Origin of the sequence: Holdemania massiliensis (assembly GCF_022440805.1) — a bacterium.
Classification (GTDB): Bacteria; Bacillota_I; Bacilli_A; order Erysipelotrichales; family Erysipelotrichaceae; genus Holdemania; species Holdemania massiliensis_A.
This window is the reverse complement of record NZ_JAKNTK010000001.1, coordinates 390,864-408,227: the sequence shown is the minus strand read 5'-3', so window position 1 is coordinate 408,227 and position 17,364 is coordinate 390,864. Positions and strand designations below refer to the sequence as shown.

The following is a 17,364-nucleotide window of genomic DNA, read 5'->3' as shown; positions in this document are numbered from 1 at the left end:
ATGAACTATTATACATCTCAACGTTTAAGCCCGGCGATCACCCGCATTACCGATTTCACCGGCGTCTGCTGCTACTTGGTGGAAGGAAAGGAAAAAGCCTGCCTGCTGGATACCTGCAACGGCTTCGGCAACATCCGCGAATATGCGGAAACCCTGACGGACAAACCGCTGTTTGTCATTTTAACCCACGGTCATATTGATCATGCGCCAGGAGCCTGCTGGTTTGATGAAGTCTACCTGAATCATGCGGATCTGAAGCTTGTTCATCAACACGCCTCACGCAGTTACCGACTTGAACGGTTTTCCGCTGATCCGCAGAACCAAACGATTCCGCAGGCCGATTACTGCCCGGACTTTACTGGCGAATATCGGGATATCCAGGATGGACAAGACTTTGATCTGGGCGGCGTAAGCATCCAGATGATCGCTTGTCCGGGACATACTCAGGGCATGATGATGCCGTTAGTCCGCGAGGAACGCACGATTATTTTCGGAGATGGCTGCGGCGTCGGGGTCTTGTTGTTCGGTGAAAACTCATCCACGGTTTCCGCATACAAAAAAAGTTTAGAAAAAATTCAGAGGATTGAGGATCAATATGATTTGATTCTGCGCAACCACGGAACCTTCACCTCACCGAAAGAACTGTTAGGCAATGTGATCGAATGCTGTGACGCTATTCTTGAAGGCCGGGCCAGCGGCCAGAAGATTATCACCCATGGTATCGAATTCTTCATTGCCCAAGCCGTCGACGAACAAGAAAACCGCCTGGACGGAAAAACCGGAAATATCAAGTATACCGCCGATAAAGCTTGTTAAGGAAAACCGAAGATGAAAAAGCCGCAGGTCCTAGGATGGATTTGCGGCTTTTTCTTGATTGTCGTAAGTTGATTTATTCCAAGGTTTGCGCTTCATCACTCACTCCCAGTTTGAGGAAATCTTTTAGGGAAGAGCTGCGCAGAAACGGCAGATAGAGCAGGAAGCAGAGTCCTTCGCCGATCAGCGCGAGAATTGCCAGCGGAACAAACTCACCGAAAAATCCAAACGCCAACGTCGAGATCAGTCGGCCGGCTGTCAACAAAGCGGTCTGCAGCGACAGGAACCGTCCGCGCAGCGCTTCGTCACAGCCTAAGATCATCGCCGAGGAAACGATGATGTTGCCTACCGAATTCAGCAAATTTGTAAGCAGATAGGCAAGGCATAAGACAATCGGACTGCGGCTTAGCGCAATCACAATTCCCGCCAAACACCCCAGCGCCATCGGCATCAGGCTGCATAATTTATCCCGAACCGAAGCCGGCAGAATTCCTGGAATCAGCGTTCCGGCCACCGCACCGATACTGCCGCAGGTCAGATATAAGCTGTAAAATTCATCGGTCAGGCCTTTCTGCTGCAAAAAGGGCAGCAAGACCGAAGATAAGCCCGGAATCAAAATATTCCACAGAACGAGCAGAGCCAGAAGCGTCCGCAGGGAAGAATTGCCGAACGTCACCTGAAGTCCTGCTTTAAAGTCCGCGATAAAGGCGTGCGATTCGGGCGCTGGTAATTCCGTTTTGCGCAGCGTGATAAAGCATTCTGAAACTGCCGAAAGCAGATAGAGAATCCCGTTTACCATCAATAACCCAGCCGGACCAAAGCTCAGTGCCAGCAAACTGCTGATGCCCTTGCCGCTCAGATTGATCAGAAGAAACAAGCCGGTATTCCATGACTGCGCCTGCATGAATTCACTGCGGGAAACGACCAGCGCAAACGCCGCCGTGGCCGCCGGTGTGAACAAAGCGTTGCACAGCGCCATCAAAACAGCACACAGAATTAAAACCGGAACGGACAGCGATTGGCCCCAAACCCACAGCCCTGCTGCAAGCAAGGCTACCCCGCGCAGCGTATCCATCGAAACCATGATTGTTTTCTTGCTTTTTCGATCAATATAAGGGCCTAACAGCGGCGTTACCAAAACGGAAACTGCCATCGAAATCGAGCTCATCAGACTCATCATCATCGTGGAGCCTGTTTCTTGATAAACCCAGATTCCGGCTGCAATACTGAAAAGGACATCGCCGAAGCCTGAAAACAGGTTGCCCTGCAGCAGCAGTAAATAGCTGCGGTTGCGCAGCAGTGCCCCTTTCTTGGATTTTCTGGCTTCCTGAACTTCTAAGTTTTGTTTCGTTTCTTTCATTGAAATCATCACCCACACTGACTATACCAAAAGCGGATTAAAAAAATCCGCCGATTATTCATTGATCTGCAATTCGTGGATGATCCATGATTTTTTTGAATTTGTCACTTTGTCGCAGCGTATTTTAAACCTGATCAAACGGGTATTTATCGTCATGCAGGCAGTGAAGTCTGATATTTCCCTCCAGTCATTCTTAATTCATCTTTCCAGCGAAGAACCCGAAGGTTTTTCTAGCAGGTTTGAAAGAAACTCAGAAATGGCGTCATGCAGCTGTTGAAGTGCAGTTTCTTCAATCGGATAGTGACCGCCGTTGGCAAGAATTTTTATTGTTACCGGCACATGCTGAATTCGCTGCAAAAACAATTGACTTAAGTGAAGCGGTGTCCAACGATCCATTTCCGGCTGAGTCAGCAGGATGGGACAGCGGTCAAATTCTTCCGGTTCAATTTCCGGCTTGTAAGTCATATAGGAATGAATAAACTTCATCGGAACAGCATTGCCGGCCGATGTTTTATCTTTCAGCATAGCTTTCAGACATTCTTGATCATTGCACAGTGCCGACATTTTTGAGCAAACTGACATCTTCATTTTCAGCTTGCCCAATCCCAGCCTCACTGACAAACCCGCCAGAGGTGTGCCCACCGCAGCCCAAAAGGCGTTCCGTGTCGTTTCTCTGCGCACCTGCTGATCTCTTTGATCTAAAAATGTCATGCCGATGATCCCTTGGACATGCTTGTTTTTGCAGGCCACATGATAAGTTTCCATCCCGCCAGCCGATAAACCGTATAGAAAGATCGGACGTGAATCCCGGCTAAGTTCATAATCAATGTAATCGCTGCCCAGCTGAACCCAGTCTTCATAACTGACGGTTTTTTTCTGACAAATGGAGGTCACGCCATAAAGCGGCATATCCAAAGCGATAACTTCATAGCCGTCTAAAGCCAGCGGCCTGCCGATGATCGTCGTCATCTGACGACCGTTGGTACCAACGCCATGAAATAAAATAATTTTAGCACTTGCCTGTGCATTTCGATAGGTGTCCAGATGAATCTGATTTTCATGCCAGTTCCAGTGTTCCTCCTGCGGCAAATCCAGCGGCGACAGTTGATAAGATTGCGGCAGACAACGCATAATCGTCTGCCATTGAGCTTGTTCAGAATAATTCATTTGCTTCTCCTTTTTATAATAAGTTTAAACATATAAACCTATTACTTTAAAGCAAACACCTCATTATGAGGTGTCCTTTTACTTCATTTGTTCCATATCATTTTCGATCGAAGCTGTCAGCTTTTTTAGCCGGTCCAGCGCCGGTTTCAGCTTCAGCTGATAATATCTTTCTTTGCCTTCCTGCCGAACTTGAACCAAACCGGCGTCAAGCAGCAGTTTCAGATGATGTGAAACCGCTGGTCGGGACAGCGCCAATTTCTCCGTCAGTGCAGTAACGCTTAATTCCCGGTTTTCAAATAAAAGCTGAGTAATCTCCTGCCGTCTTGGATCTTGAAGCATTGCAAAGATCGGCGCGCACTCTTTCATGCAAAGCATCGTTTTTCTGCTCATAGACGCTCCTTCTATAAGTTTATATGTTTAAACGCATTATATCACATTTCTTTTATGGGGACAAGTCTCAGACAAGAATCGAAGTCATAATAACGATGATCCCGCATCCTTTATTCCAATTCTTTATATCTTTCCCTTTCCACTGGCCGTTTAGATGAATCACGCTATAAAGCAGCGAGTTTATTTAGTCAAGTACGATTTGGTAAATCATGATTTGGCTAATTTTTATTTTGTTCTGCTTTCCTGACTGCGCGGGGCACGATTGCCCTTCACCGTGATCTCCATCGAACTCAGCTGATCAAACAAGTTCTGAACTTCACTCACAATCTGATCTTGAATGGTTTTGGAAAAGGGCTGAAGAAAGACGGAAATTGCTTTGTCATAATCATTTTTAGCCTGGGTATTCAGTTGCTTCCAATTCACGGCCTGAAACCAAGGCAAACATTTTGGATTGGACTTCAGCTTTCCCTGAATGATCATCACCGCCAAAATAGGATAGCCAGGATAATGCTGCCAAAGCGTGGCATTGTCATTGCTGGAATAGCCGTCCGGCAAGAATTTTACAGTGTAGTCCTTCGTATGATCGGAGGAAGTCACGATCGCATGATCAGCATGCATCTCCACGCGCTGGTCGGCAACAGCACTCAGCGCTTCATAAACTTTAGCGATTGGGGGTAATTTATTCATCATTTTCTCCTTTGCTTCCTTGATTGTTATTGCCAGTCTGCGCCGTTTTATCCCGACATGCCAAAACTGCGATTCAAAGATGGCTTGCGTCTTTTCACAGCTAACTCAAAGTCTGCCAATCCCTTATAGCTTCCAGTTTTCTGTACCAACGCTAAGAGCTCATCATGCAGGATGGGAATCAACTCCTGCGGACGATAAACGGTATCTTCCATCTGCGGCAGGATTTCTTTCAGGATACGCTGCTGCAACGAGATCGGTGCTTCTTTTTGATGCTTTGCCTGATAATAACGATAGATCGCCCCTGTTCCGGGACTCGTCCAGGCATCCAGATAGGCCGCTGCTGTTCTTAGGACAACAGAAAAATCCAACGGGCAGCGATCGAGGTGCGGCAGATAGAACAGAGCCAGATACGGTGCCTGAAGCAATGCTCGTTCAATTCGCTGGACGCCGCTTTGTTCATCCCCCTCACACAGACACAGGCCCAGTTCCATCCACCCCTGGCTTGTCAGATCGTTCGGCAGGGAAAGCAATGTCTGTTCAAAAGCCGGACTCTGGCGGAAAGCATCGTTTTGGTCTAACTGTTTCCAGATCCGAAAACGCAGAATTTCCGAGATCGCACGGACGGCATCCGGAAGCAAATAAGAACTCTTCAGCACGGCATTCAAACAATCCAAGGCTTCCGCTTTGCGGTTGAGCGCCGAAAGAAACGCCCCTTTGCGGTACAGCCAGATCCCGTCCTGCCGCTGGCACTGCTCTAAACGAACCAGCAGCGTTTCTGACAATTTCCAGTCTGACCATTGATTCAGATTGATCTGCCAGAAGACGCTGATCAGCATAGCATACAAATCCTCATCCAGCACCTGAGCCAGATCCAACATCGCCGAAACCTGTTCCTTCAGCTTCGCATCCCCTTTGCGATACTCAATATACAGCCGTTTATCCGGCGGCACATCGGCAAACGCAAGATGTTCGACAATCAATCTCAGGCAGGACTGCGTTTCTTTGAGGATCACCTGATCAGTAGGCGGCAAAGCTTCAATCTCGGCATACAAGGCAGCCAGCGCGGCCAAATCCATGGCGTCGTAGGCCTGCTTTAAGCGTTGAATTAAAGCCTGATCCTTCAGGATCCGCTCTGGCTGTTTTAGCGGTGTTTCATCAAGTTTTCGTAAAAGCAGCTCCAGCCGATCTTCATCCTGAATCCCCTGTCCCTGTTCTAATTTATATAACGTCATTCGGGAACAAATAGCCTCGCCGGTCAGCGCATCCAGAATAAACTGATCCTGTGTCCAGCCTCCGCCCGGATCTTCCTTGAGCCGCCGACGGCGATGAATGCCGATCAACAGACCCGCCTTCTGTTTAGCTTCTTCCTGCATATCTTCACCTCCTGTTCCTCGATTTGCAAATGAGTTTCGCTGCGTTATTCGCCCAGCGCTTCCAGTATTGATTCTTTGATAAAGGTGTAACGGCGGACATAATCGTTACGGATCGTGATCAGCCGAAGCTGATGGGCATCGCAGATCTGACGTTTCTTCTGATCCCGGCTGCGAACTTTAGCGTCGCTGAAATGCTCGGTTCCGCCAACCTCAACCGCCAGCAGCGGACGATGGCTTAAGTCATAGATCACGAAATCAAAGTGTGCCTGATTGCCATAGGTAAACAGTTTTCGATCACTGGCATCCACCTTTAAAACATCAGTAATTTTGACCTTCTGTTCAACCAGAATCTGACCAAAGACCGATTTGATGTGCAGCAGGGTCTTTAGAAATTCCTCTTCCGCCGCGGTATTGAAATATTTGAAGTTCTTTACCTTTGATTGAAACAGCTGACTTTCCCGCGCGCTGATCTGTGTTTTTCCCTGCTTTCCAACATACTGCATCAGCTCCAGCAGATCATTGCTTTTACCTTGGGAAAGCCGGGCGATCTGACTGCGGTCGGCAATCATCGTAAAGTGCTGCTTGGCCCGGGTCACCCCGACATTGATCAGCTCCTGATTGTTTTTTACCCAATCAAAGGTTCCCTGTGATGTGGATTCGGTCAGCGCGCAGCTCAGGATCACGGTATCCTTTTCATCTCCCTGGAAGGTGTGGATCGTTCCCACCTTCACATAATCCAGCTTCTGATCTGACAGAACCCGCTGGATCATCTGCGCCTGACGGCGAAACGGCGTGATCACCGCAATCTCCTTCTGCGGGTGCGATCGGATCTGCCGCACGACTTCTGCGACCTCCTCCATCGCTACATTTTTCTGGGTCTGCGGCGTTGACTGCACATCAACCAGCGTCAGCGCATCCTCTGAACTTGCCGGTCCGCTCAACACCAGTTCCCCACCGTAATACTTCTGATTGGAAAACGCGATGATCGGATCTGCACAGCGGTAGTGATGCTTCAGCAGAATAAATTTGGAGAGTGTATCGACCTTTAGCATCGTGCTGAGAATCGAATTCATCTTATAATCATAAGCCTGAGGAATATCGTAGTCCCAGACCAGACGGATATTGCGGGAAGAAGGCAGCGTGATCACCGGCTGCAGCTGACTGGGATCGCCGACAAACAGCGCCCGCCGGCAGCGTGCCATCGGCAGCAGGGAGAGCGGATTGCTGCACTGTCCGGCTTCATCCATGATCATCAGATCAAAGATCGGTTCCGCATTGGCCAGCTTGCTGCAGGAAACATTCGTCGAAATCAAGAACGGGAAACAATCCAACAGCTGCTGCAGACCTTCCCGCTGCTGAATCAGCGCTCGAAATTCCAAGAACCGATCTTCCTGATTGTTCATCGATACAATTTCTTTCAGGCGTTCATTTTTACTAGACAGAAGGTGCTGCAGTCTGATTTTGGATTTTAAATAGAGAAAACGCAGAACTTCCTGCGGGGATTGGGCAGCTTGGATCTCATCTTCACTCACGCCGGCGAGTGCCTGACGCTGCCGCTGCAGTTCAGCCAGCTGTGTTTCGATCGCCATAGCCGTCATCTGCGCGCTCGGTTCCTGCTTTCCACTTAAGCGCAGCTCCTGCAGCACCCCTTCCAAAGATTCGATTTGCTCATCAAGTTCCAGGCGGGTTTCGATCTGTTCCAAAAGTTGATTTTTCTGCTTCCGGCTGCCGGAAAGCTTCTTTGTTAACGCTTTGAGTTCTTCCCGTTCTTCGCGGGTTGGAGGTTGCGCACGGGCTTGATCGCAAAGCAATTTAATTTGAATGAGCGCTTCTTCAATTCGCTGATTGGAGCCTAAGCGCAGAATCGGAAATGAAATCCGCTGATACTCGCTTTCCAGCGAGCTCAGCTTGCGGTCAAGGTTGTCAATCGCTTCATTGTTATTGGAAACGATCAAAGCCGTTTGATCGTTGAGAAAACACGAAAGCAGCACGTTGACAATCGTCGCACTTTTGCCCGTGCCCGGCGGCCCTTGGACATAGACGACATCCTGATTCATCGCATTATAAATGGCGCGGTATTGATTGATATTGACCTGAGAACCCAGCGTCAGAATCGGCAGCTTCCGGCGTCGGCTGACCTTTTCCGGCATACCGAAAAAAGCTTTTAACGGAGCACAAAGCGTCTGATTCTGCATCTGATTCTGAATTTCATTGTATTCTGTTTCAATGTTAATATTCATGCGCCGTCGAAGTTCAAACAGATATGGGCGTTCATCGACGGTTTCTCCACGGCTGCAGTTAACAGCGATCTGTTCGCTCATGCTCTGCGGCTGACTCGGATAGCGGTCAATAAACTCAGCCGCTGAACAGTCCAGGTATCGTTGAAGCAGAAACCGCGGCTGATCTTCCTCATCGCTGACCTTGATGTTGAAACCCAAGTCAGGAGAAACAATCAGTTTGCGGTGAACGAGATCCAAAAGCAGATCCCGGTAAACAATCGGAATCATGCCGTCCCGGCGCTGCAGCGAAAGCACGTTGATCGCCAGCTTCAGCCAGGCCGGAGCCTGACGCCGGCGCTGTAAACGCAGCTCATTCTGCAGCTGGCGCACCATCTGATCAAACTGCGCCGGGGCTAACGGCATCGTATTTTTCTTCAGAATCTCCGGATCCAGTCCCTCCACCAGAGCATAGCTGTGAACGGAGGTATCCTGATCTAAAAGGTAGCATTGGCGGTAATAGCCAAGTACCCGTTCATTAATGCCGGTATATTCCAAAAAATCAAAGTCATTATAATGTATGCGGATTTTGTCAATCAAGGCTTCCTGCAGCGGAAATGTTGTGCTCTCAATGACCCGCGCCGCCAAAATTTTATCAAAATAAACCGTCGCGTCCATGACGTCCATGGATTTTTCCGGATTGAACATTTTAACTTTCATCTTCCGGGTCTGCGGTTCAATATCTTCAATCGCGATCCAAAAAAATGTCCGCTTCTGATCGGTGGTGTTGTCATACTCGATCTGCAGCCATTTCCCGCTCTGTATTGATTTTGAACACTCCAGGGCCTTGGAATTCATCTTTGTTTACTCCTCAGCTTGATTATACCACAGCCATTTTCAAATGGAAAAGACTGACTTGTTTCTGAGCCGACACCGAGGGTAAATACTTTCTACCGCAATATCTCGGCGCACTTTCTGTGACCTCTTTCCTTGTTGGATTCTATATTAAAAGCTCTCTTTTCATCCTCCACACGAAGTTTTATTGAAAAGAGAGCACATAAAAGCATCAATGTCATCAATACACGAATCCAGACTCCTCTGAATGAGTAATTCTGCAAATTAAAATTTGCGCTGTTGTAATGCCAAGCCGATTAATCGGTCTGTTTGATCAGCCATAAACAGCGGAATGTTCAGCATATCATCATCCAGTTTCAAATTATCCAGAGAGAATCGAATACGGAGCTTCACTTGGTCTGGGAACAGTTCTTTAAATTTCTTAAGGCTCTTACTGGTCGTATTGGTTTCAGATTTGACCTCAACAGGAAAAATCTCATTTTCTCGTTGTATGAGAAAATCGACTTCATAAGGAGGATTGTTCTGGGTCCAATAACGAGGGACAACTTCAAACTGGGTGACCAATGTCTGGAGCACAAAGTTTTCCGTCAATGCACCCTTGAACTCAGTAAATAAGCGATTTCCTTCCCCGAAGGCTGTAGGCGCCAGCTGAGCCAGACGACGAAGCAATCCTACATCGACAAGATAAATTTTAAAGGAAGACAGGTCGTCATAAGCAGCTACAGGCAGCCCCGGCGCTGAGCTGCGGTAAATTTTATGCACTAGCCGAGCATCGACCAGCCATTGTAAAGCATCCTCATATTCGCGGGCTCTTGCGCCTTCCTTGACAACTTTATATAAAAACTTTTTATTCTCTCTTGCCAGCTGTGAGGGTATGGATTTCCAGATCATCGAAATTTTAGGGAATTCCGTCGTATCTGGATGTTTGGCAAAATCCCGCTGGTAAGCTTCAATAATCCCTGACAGCGCTTCCTGCATAGCAGCTACATCCCGGGCTTCCGTCCACATCAGGACCGCCTCCGGCATCCCTCCGGTCACATAGTACATCTTGAGTTTCTCATAGAGCGGATTAAAGAAAGCCTCCGGAATAGGCTCTAGCGTATCCCAACTTTCCAAAAATGCTTTCAGGGAATCATCGCCGTTAGCCAACAAGAACTCCTCAAAAGTCATAGGATCGATCTGCATAAAGTTGACTTTACCAACAGGAAAAGAGGAGGGTTTCGCCAAAGCAATACCCAACAGAGAACCGGCACAGGCAATGTGATACTCCGGTGCATTTTCACAGAAATACTTCATCGAATTGATAACCTTAGGACAATCCTGCACCTCATCAAAGAGAATAAGCGTCTTTTCCGGTACAATTTTTTGACCGCTGACCATCATCAGATTCTGCAAAATCCGATTAACATCCTTAGTCGTTTCAAAGAACTGTTTGTATTCCTCATTTTCGTCAAAGTTAAAATAGGCCGTATTCTCATAATAACGTCTGCCGAACTCCTTAAGAACCCAGGTTTTTCCTACCTGTCTCACACCTTTTAAAATTAAAGGTTTTCGATAAGGTGAATTCTTCCAAGCCAGAAGTTTCTTCAAAATCAATCGTTCCATCGATTCACCACCCTTACACAAAATGTACATTGATGCCGATCACACTTTTATTATATGCATTCAAATACAAAACCGCAATCAGCAATCACACAATTATAAATAATAACGTGATTTTCATCACACTTTTATATATTTTTCTGTGAAAAGGAGCTGATTTCAAGCCTAGACTTTTCCTGTTTTCAACATTCATTTTATTTGAGTTTCATCGTACTCCTCACAAAACTTTCCTAACCCATTAAACAGCTGTAAACCCCTCTTCCCGATCTTCTTTCCTGCCAGACAGGATTTACCTCTTTCGATGCTTACGCTTCTGTTGAAGCAAGGCGGCTGTTTCCTGGTGTGGCAGAACCTTCTTCAGCACATGATGTGCCTTGATCGTATCGTAGGTATCCACGAAATAACGTTGTTGATCCCGGGTCTGAATCTCAATTCCCTTGTTCAGCGTATTCCATTCCACGATCTCATCCAGTGCAATATCACAGAAGACTTCCCCGGCTTTATGATAGAAAAGCAGGCGGCCGGCAGAAATTTCAGCCTTGATTTCATCTCGGACCACAAAGATGACGATCAGGGAAATCCCGCCGAAAACAGCCCCCAATACCATTAATCCTGGACTGCCGGATCCCAGCATCATCACCGCGAAGATCAGAGAAAGGATTGAGGATATTTTGGGCTTTGCGCCGATTCTGACCTTTTTCTCATCTGCATGAACTGCTTCTTTCATTCTCATTCTTATTCCTCCACTTTCAATATTTTCCGCAGCGTATTTAAGTTCGGTTCTCCGATCAGCAAGCTGCATTTATCCGGATCTATCAACATTTCCTGCAATCCCATTTCATAATTCTGCAGATCTAAATCACTTTTCATTTTTAACAAGATGATATTCTGAACGAACCGCTGGTTCCAGGAGATCGCGTTTTTAAGAATCATGAAATAAATCTCATTTTTTTCAAATTCCGGTTCTACCAAGGCGATCAACGCAACCCGGTAACCACATTCACAAGTCAGCCGTTTATCGTTATCCAGCAGAAGATTTACCTGTTCTTTTTGATCCTGCGTCTTCGGAAGCAGCTTCTTCGCAATGAATCGGAAGACTTCAAGCTTGGATTTTAAATTTAAATTCGTCAGAAAACAATCGGCGCTGAGCTGATGATAAAACCAATAGGCATCGCAAATCTGACAGATCCGATATCGAGTCTGCCGGCTGATCGTGTTGACCGTACTGTACGATCTGTAATAAGCGAATTTCTCATCCTGGCTGGCCAGCTTGCGGTCATTGACCAAGATGACGTCATACTCCGCATAGACTTGTTCAATCTCATACAGCTCACAGATTCCGATCCGCTGAATGGTGTTGTGGAAATGATGCTGCAGCTGAGCGGCGTAACGTTTTGCCTCACAGGCTCCGTACTTACTGGTCACAAGAATACTCTGCCGCTTTCGTTCCTTACTGGCTTCCAAACCTTCCGCCATGCACACGGTCAGAAAGACCATTTCCTTGTCGGAAATTCTAGCCTGAATCTTGGCTTCCAGCAAGCGCGCAATCTTACGGCTGTATTCGGACGCAGTGATCAGCTTGCGCTTTACCCGCGTCACGCCCATCGTCTGTCGGCTGATGTCAAAATGATTGCGCACACGAAAACCCCAGAAAAACAAGGACAGGTTTTCCATCAGTGAATCCGCCATCTCAGATTGACTCCCGGCAAAGAAATCCTTCATAATTTCCGCAGTGACAAACTTGCACAGAGCATAGGATTCATTATCCATTTCCTGAATCATCAAATTACGGCGGTTGCCAAAAGAAATCAGGATCATCGCCAGAAAATAAATATCCTCCCGCAGAAATTCATAATGATGCCGGCGATCCAATAGTTTTACGATCGCTTCCGCCGTTTCAAATTCAACATCATACGCTTCCAGCATTCGTTTCTCATCCTCAGTGAATTTCACAACCTTTTTAAACTGATTGCGCCGGTAGGCAATCCACAGCGACTTTGACAGGTACTGAAACAACAGCGACGGAACGCTCAGTGTTGAAGTCTTTTTAAAAATGGTCTGCAGGACTGAATACACATTCCCCTCAAATTCTGGATTGGTAATCTCACGGTAAATATGATCAGGAATGCCTTTATATTCAGGATTAACATAAATGGTTTTCAAGGCTGCGATCCGAATTGAAATCTCATTGCCGTTGACCCTCAGCTTTCCATTGGCCACTTTCATCGTATAATGACTTTTTACCGAAGTGCTGTTGGATTTTTTGATCAGCGCGCGGATCGTGGATTCGCTGAAATACAACATTTGTGAAAGCCGGTATAATGTAACATCCTTCATCAGTATCGCTAGAAGCCGGATTTCCCGTTCTCGGAAATTGATCAGCTCCCGCTCCATTGTATTAACATCATAATCCAGATCCTTCATAAACTGCTTAAACTGACGAGGTTCCTTGATCAGAACCTTATAGCCTTTGGTGTGGCAGCTGACCAGTTCGAAGGCATCGTCCAGCTCCTCAGAATATAACACTTGGTTGATTCGCTTAATGTCATCACGGATCGTCCGCTCGCTCACCCCGGTTACGGCAGCCAGCTGTTTTCCCAGAGTATAAGTCTCGCTGATCGACAGATAATGCAGGATATTCTTCTCACGGGAAGTAAAGTTATAGACCATAGGCTCCCTCCTGTTCTAACAAAGAATCCCCATCAAAGGCAGAACGCTTTCAACGGGGATTCTTTCATGGTTTAATTATCAAACAAATTCTGAATGATCAGAGCGACGTATTCTTCCGCCTTGCCCTTTGGCATCTGAGTGGAAATCCCGTCATGACCGCCGCCGAATTCGCTGGCTTCCACAACGTATCCGTTTTGACCATTGGCATAACCCCAGACGAAGCAGGCTTTGGCCTGAGAGCTTTTCTTGATCTGACGGCCAAACGCTGAAACCAGCTCGCAAGGCAGAACGACAATCTCCAGATCCTGCATGCGAAGGATCGTTGTTTCCAGCTCCAGCTTCACATGCCCGGCTTTGATCTTGCGCTCGAAGCCGTTGATTTCAGAGATCAGCCACTTGCGTTCATCGTAGGCTTCAGCCTGTTCCAGTTTTGCCTTCGACTGTGCCAGACGGGCTTTCAGCACCTCAATGTCCGGATCATATTCAACCTTGTAAGTAAAACTCCGGACCTCCGGCTTGGCCAATTCCAGATCACATGTCTGCGTGAACTGAGATATCTGCTTGGCAATCCCGCTGCTGACACGCTTCAGCTCCGCAAAATCATTGTTCTGCCGATACAGGCGGTTGGACATATCCCCGGCATTGCCATTGCAGATTAACGGCGTTACGTTCAGATATGGGATCAGCTCACGCCGCACTGCGGCCAATAAATCCCCTGAAATCTGATATTCTTCCGGGGAGAGTACGGTGGAATGACAGGACATATTGACTAAAGCGGAAATCGTCTTCTCCGCTGCATCCTTGAATTCAATGACAACGATCTGGGTATCGCCGTATTTATCCCGGGCATTGCGGTTGCCGTAAAAGCCCTGCGATTCTCCTGTCGTGTACTGCACACGTGCGACTTCATGGAACTCTTTGTTCAAGGTTTCTTCCGCACCGCAGATTAATTTTTCAAGGACTTCTTTCCGCCAGGCATCATCATGCGGCATTTCCGGATTCCGCGTCAAAAGCAGCGGAGCGGAATGACTATGATCGGCGCTCAGAATGATATGATCATACGGGATATGGTCATATTCCACAAGATGATATTTGAACAGCCGGACAAAACCGCTGTCAAAATTGGAAATGTCGGCTTCGATCCAGAGAAAGCGTTTTCCATCGACTTCCAATCCCAAACATGTTGCTTCAATGTCATCATGGACCCCTTTGAACTTCTCAGTCCGCATCGCATGCCCGGCAATATAGGTCGGATGATCCGGCGTAATATTCACGGTTGTGGTTGTCGTTACTTTTACCATAAAGTCCTCCTATTCATCGCCATCCAAATTTTCAATGGCATATTCACGCATATAAACAATCGAGTCACGGCAGTGATTCACTTTTTCAGCGATTGTTTCCGGATTGATCGTCTCCGGATTCATTGTGACCAGTTCCAGTAACAGGGGCAGATTCAGCCCTGTGATCAGATGAACCTGCGGCTTGTCGCTCAGCTTCATCATCAGCTGTTGATTGACACTTCCCCACAGGATATCGGTCAATACAATCGCAGTATCGCTTTCCTGAAGATTGTGAATAAAATCGTTCAGTTCTGCTTCCGGATTGCGGTCAGGGTCTTCCGTATAAAACGGAATCGCCTGAATGTGACGAGTTTCCTGGGTAAAAAGCTGGAGTGTTTCCAACATGCCCAGGCACAGATTGCCATGACTGGCTAATAAGATTTTAAGCATTCCTTTCTCCCTCTTTGTTGGTCAATGCGGCTAAGACATCGCGGCAGCTGGCAGCTGTATAGTCTGCAGCCTGCTGCAGAAGCGGATGATGGGAACCGACATAGTAGCTGGGATGAAATCGCTGCAGCATTTCCAGATCGTTTTCATCATCGCCAACGGCCGCAACCTGATCGGCCCTCACTTGGAATTGAGCAGCAAGCTTCAGCATTTCCGTTGCTTTGGAGCGGCTGGCATGCAGGACTTCCATCTGTCGGTTTCCGGTTCTGACCAACCGATAATCATGAAACTGTTTTGGAAAAGCGGCCTGGATTGCGGCTGCCTGCGAAGGATCAGCATAGCGCAGACAAAGCCGGCTTACCATCATCGCCGACACGGAAGACTCCTCAGAAAGCAGAAATTCGGTCACACCGTTGAGATCACAGATGCGTTCTGTCTGAGCCAGCCGAGCTTTCAATTCAGCCTGATGCTTGCGGCTGCCGCAGCAGGCGATCCCTTCCTTCGTATACGCCGTAACGTCGATCTGAGACAGCTGGCCGGCATAGGCTGCAATCTGCCGAACAATGGCAGGCTCAAAGGTAAAAGCCTGCAGCTGATTGGCGATCAATGTGACATTGCCGGAATAGCCGACAATCGCATCGAAGGCAAAGCGATGGATACGTTTAAGAATATAGGAAGGATGCCGGCCGGTCGCAACCGTGATGTAAACCCCCTGCTGCCGAAGTTTCTGCAGCAGCCTCACAATGTCCGTTTCCAGATCCAGGTTGGGGATATCTTTGGGGACTAACGTACCATCAAAATCGAAAGCGGCCAGCCGGATTTTTGAGATTGACGTCCTCATTCGTTCAAGTGGAACTGAGTTCCGTCATTTTAAGCCAGGATGCCGAAGTAAGACAGAAGAATTGTGGCCACGATCATAATCCAGACCATTTTGACCGTATTCATGCCTTTGATCTTCGTCAGTCCAAAATAGGTGACGGCGGTGACGATACATGGAAGCAGAGCCGGCAGAATTCCGTCCAGAATCGATTGAATGGTCTGCGAAGCGTCGCCGATGGTGATCGCCAGCGGAGTGGTTACCTTAACTAAGGATGGAATCAGCGCACCGATAACGATAACGCCCAAGACTGAAACCGCATCACGGATGTTGTTCAGCTGATCCTTGCGTGAAGTGATTAGCTCCGCTCCGCCGTAATACCCGATTTCAATCAGTTTCTGACGAACCCAGGTGATCAGCGGTGTAAAAATCGCAATCATGATAATACAGGTAATCCAGTTGCCTTCAATCGCGGCATAGGCCGTCATGGCACCCATGACCACTTTCGGAATGGTGTTGAACAGGGCATCGCCGATCCCTGAGAACGGGCCCATCAAGGATGTCTTTAATGAGGCTGCTAACTGCAGCGAGGATGGATCTCGATCTTGTTCAATCGCCAGAGCAGCTGCGGTAATCGCTGCCCCGAAATAGGTCTGACAGTTAAAGAATTTTAAATTGTTCTGGAATTTCTGTTGTAACAGATCCGGATCATCCGCAAACCATTCCTCAAAGAAAGGTCCCATGGAATAGGCACAGGCAACACCCTGCATCGCTTCATAGCTCTGACAGGCTTGTGCGGTTAAGGCATAACGTACTGAGAATTTACGCAGTTCTTTCTTTGTCAGTTTTTTATTTGTTTCACTCATCGCCGATTCCTCCTGCATCTACATTCACATAAGCGTTGGCTCCTGCCTTGGATTCTTTTTCCATCCGTTTAAATAAGACGACCGCAATCACGGCACCCACCAAGGTGATCGCCAGGATGGACTGACCGAAGAAGACATAAAGCACAAATCCCAAAAGTAAGTAATGAAAGTTCTCTTTGACCGGCATATACAGCATTAACAGCGCCATGCCCAAGGCTGGAAGAACACCGGAGACCGTTCCCAACGCCGTGGTTAGCCAGGCCGGCATATAATTGATAATCAGCTGAACAATCGGCTCGCCCAGCAGTAAGAAGATGATGACCGGTAATGTCTGCCCTAATGCGGCGCGGCCGAAACCGTATTCACCAATCAGAATATCGCGGTATAATTTCTTATATTCGCGTTTTTCAACATGCTTTTCCGCACGGTGATACCAATAGGAGTTGACTGTCTTGGCAATGACGTCCAGCTGGATACCCAGCGTGGCGACCGGAACGCCGACCGCCATTGCCAGCTCCAGCGGAGCGTCTGTACCGGAAGCGATCGCAAACGGTACGGAAATCCACAAGGCTGTATTGAAGTTAGGGATGGAGGCTCCGCCGTAAGCAGCGAGTCCCATCGACATCAGCTGGAAGGTACCGCCGATCAGCAGACCGGTTTTCACGTCCCCCATAATCGCGCCGGCAATCAAGCCGCGGAATACCTGCTGACCGCCGAACTTTGCGACCAACTGAACATTTTGACCTAGAGTTCCGATGATATGACAGGCTAAAATCAGTAAAATGATCTGTATCGGGTTAAACATTCAATTCTCTCCTCTC

At 47.7% G+C, this 17,364-nt stretch carries 15 protein-coding genes; 1 reads left to right on the top strand and 14 read right to left on the bottom strand.

Translation table 11 applies throughout. The features are described from left to right. Positions 1–816 carry an MBL fold metallo-hydrolase gene (locus tag MCG46_RS01910; RefSeq protein WP_240277152.1) on the top strand — a complete coding sequence of 272 codons (816 nt, stop codon included), beginning with the start codon at positions 1–3 and terminating at the stop codon, positions 814–816. 73 nt (positions 817–889) lie between these two features. On the opposite strand, the gene MCG46_RS01905 is transcribed toward MCG46_RS01910, so the two are convergent. The 14 genes from MCG46_RS01905 to MCG46_RS01840 all read right to left on the bottom strand — a co-directional run bounded on the left by MCG46_RS01905 (position 890) and on the right by MCG46_RS01840 (position 17,348). Further along, positions 890–2,173, bottom strand: coding sequence for an MFS transporter (locus MCG46_RS01905; RefSeq protein ID WP_240277150.1), 1,284 nt, complete (start codon positions 2,171–2,173; stop codon positions 890–892). A gap of 198 nt (positions 2,174–2,371) precedes the next feature. Further along, on the bottom strand, positions 2,372–3,340 hold the full coding sequence (locus MCG46_RS01900) for an alpha/beta hydrolase (protein ID WP_240277147.1): 969 nt from the start codon (positions 3,338–3,340) through the stop codon (positions 2,372–2,374). Between the two features lie 78 nt (positions 3,341–3,418). Then, complete coding sequence (locus tag MCG46_RS01895) at positions 3,419–3,730, bottom strand: ArsR/SmtB family transcription factor (RefSeq protein ID WP_240277144.1); 312 nt, start codon at positions 3,728–3,730, stop codon at positions 3,419–3,421. A 225-nt stretch (positions 3,731–3,955) separates the two neighbouring features. Then, the gene (locus tag MCG46_RS01890) at positions 3,956–4,417 is read right to left on the bottom strand and encodes a hypothetical protein (RefSeq protein ID WP_240277142.1); all 462 of its coding nucleotides are present in this window, start codon (positions 4,415–4,417) and stop codon (positions 3,956–3,958) included. Positions 4,418–4,464: 47 nt separating this feature from the next. Further along, the gene (locus tag MCG46_RS01885; RefSeq protein ID WP_240277140.1) at positions 4,465–5,790 is read right to left on the bottom strand and encodes a hypothetical protein; all 1,326 of its coding nucleotides are present in this window, start codon (positions 5,788–5,790) and stop codon (positions 4,465–4,467) included. Positions 5,791–5,834: 44 nt separating this feature from the next. Next, on the bottom strand, positions 5,835–8,864 hold the full coding sequence (locus MCG46_RS01880; RefSeq protein ID WP_240277138.1) for an AAA domain-containing protein: 3,030 nt from the start codon (positions 8,862–8,864) through the stop codon (positions 5,835–5,837). A gap of 261 nt (positions 8,865–9,125) precedes the next feature. Beyond that, positions 9,126–10,466: an ATP-binding protein gene (locus MCG46_RS01875; RefSeq protein WP_240277137.1), complete on the bottom strand. Its 1,341-nt coding sequence runs from the start codon at positions 10,464–10,466 to the stop codon at positions 9,126–9,128. Between the two features lie 286 nt (positions 10,467–10,752). Beyond that, positions 10,753–11,196, bottom strand: coding sequence for a hypothetical protein (locus MCG46_RS01870; RefSeq protein WP_240277136.1), 444 nt, complete (start codon positions 11,194–11,196; stop codon positions 10,753–10,755). A gap of 2 nt (positions 11,197–11,198) precedes the next feature. Further along, positions 11,199–13,133 carry an HTH domain-containing protein gene (locus MCG46_RS01865; protein ID WP_240277134.1) on the bottom strand — a complete coding sequence of 645 codons (1,935 nt, stop codon included), beginning with the start codon at positions 13,131–13,133 and terminating at the stop codon, positions 11,199–11,201. A 71-nt stretch (positions 13,134–13,204) separates the two neighbouring features. Then, a complete protein-coding gene (locus MCG46_RS01860; RefSeq protein ID WP_240277132.1) occupies positions 13,205–14,434 on the bottom strand; it encodes a hypothetical protein in 1,230 nt (409 codons plus the stop codon). Between the two features lie 9 nt (positions 14,435–14,443). Continuing rightward, a complete protein-coding gene (locus MCG46_RS01855; protein WP_240277130.1) occupies positions 14,444–14,863 on the bottom strand; it encodes a PTS sugar transporter subunit IIA in 420 nt (139 codons plus the stop codon). Beyond that, positions 14,856–15,701, bottom strand: a complete 846-nt coding sequence (locus MCG46_RS01850; RefSeq protein WP_240277127.1) for an HAD-IIB family hydrolase — start codon at positions 15,699–15,701, stop codon at positions 14,856–14,858. The genes MCG46_RS01855 and MCG46_RS01850 overlap by 8 nt, the downstream gene beginning before the upstream one ends. A gap of 29 nt (positions 15,702–15,730) precedes the next feature. Next, positions 15,731–16,543, bottom strand: coding sequence for a PTS system mannose/fructose/sorbose family transporter subunit IID (locus tag MCG46_RS01845; protein WP_240277125.1), 813 nt, complete (start codon positions 16,541–16,543; stop codon positions 15,731–15,733). Continuing rightward, on the bottom strand, positions 16,536–17,348 hold the full coding sequence (locus MCG46_RS01840) for a PTS mannose/fructose/sorbose/N-acetylgalactosamine transporter subunit IIC (protein ID WP_240277123.1): 813 nt from the start codon (positions 17,346–17,348) through the stop codon (positions 16,536–16,538). Before MCG46_RS01840 ends, MCG46_RS01845 begins: the two co-directional genes overlap by 8 nt. Positions 17,349–17,364 lie beyond the last annotated feature (16 nt).